This window comes from Bacteroides xylanisolvens XB1A, from assembly GCF_000210075.1.
GTDB lineage: Bacteria > Bacteroidota > Bacteroidia > Bacteroidales > Bacteroidaceae > Bacteroides > Bacteroides xylanisolvens.
Map to the genome: position 1 here is coordinate 4,511,877 of NC_021017.1, position 1,069 is coordinate 4,512,945.

Genomic DNA, 1,069 nt, shown 5'->3' on the forward strand with positions numbered 1-1,069 from the left:
GATATAGTCGAAGTAGGCTTTCCAGTCGCCGTCATAAGCCATTGCTGATGCCAGTTCTCCCTTTTCCCAGTTGTCAAAGCGGAGATTTGCTTCGTTGTAAGTATCTAGTAAGTAACTGTACAGTTGCTCACGTACTACTTGATTAGGAATGGTTAATAATGTCTTGCCTCGTTTGGTGCCGCTGATAGTCAACATTCCGAAATAGAATAATAGGCTGATAAAGTTATCCGGTTCTGCAATTGTTTCGGCAGGGAAGCCAGTTTTCAATTCACCGGTGATGTATCCTTGTTGCACCAATGTTTGGATGGTCGAGGCGTCATGAGCAAATTCTTTATCCTTGCGGATCAACATTCGTAGTTTGTTGTAATCCACGCGGATGTTTTCTTCTACCATATTACGTGGCATATAGCCTCCATTCCGGATGTAATTATCCACAAAGTAGAGTACCATATTGGAGTTGTACATTGTAGTACCGCCATAACTTTTCTCTGAGAAACAGTAGTTGTCATACCAAGGTTTCATAGCTTCTATCAGCTCGTCGGTAGAGTGGTGAAACTGGCAGGTAGTGGCATAATAATCCAGCATTGCGCGTACCTCTTCTTCGTTGAATCCGGTCATTTCATTAAATTCCGGAGAGAGCGAATAATTGGTGCCGATATTGAATCCGCTGGTGAGATCGTCCATCGTGACGGGGCTGACACCAGTCACGAAGCAACGTTTGATAGTGGAGTCCGTGCCTGCTTTCACCGTATCGAAGAAGCTGCGCAGATAACCGGTTCCGTGTGTCTCGCTCTTGTAATCTTCCAGACAGGCAGGCTCTGATAAGATTTTATTTGTAAAGTGGTCGTATTCATCAATGAACAGATAAATCTGTTGATTGGTCTTGACACATTCTTTATATAGATAATCCAGTTGCTCTACGGCTCCCTTTTTCTTATTCATTTCTTCCTTTATCCCTTCGGGAAGATATTGCGCATAGACATCACAGAAAAAGTTGAATTCTGTGTTGCAATGTGCGTCCAATGATTGCCGGTAACTATTTAATTCGGCATTAACTACGGCAAAGTTT

1 protein-coding gene is annotated in these 1,069 nt (G+C 42.9%); it reads right to left on the bottom strand.

The window, feature by feature from the left end; genetic code table 11:
• A partial coding sequence (locus tag BXY_RS17255) for an AAA family ATPase (RefSeq protein WP_208946837.1) occupies nucleotides 1-1,069 on the bottom strand: 1,069 nt, incomplete at both ends.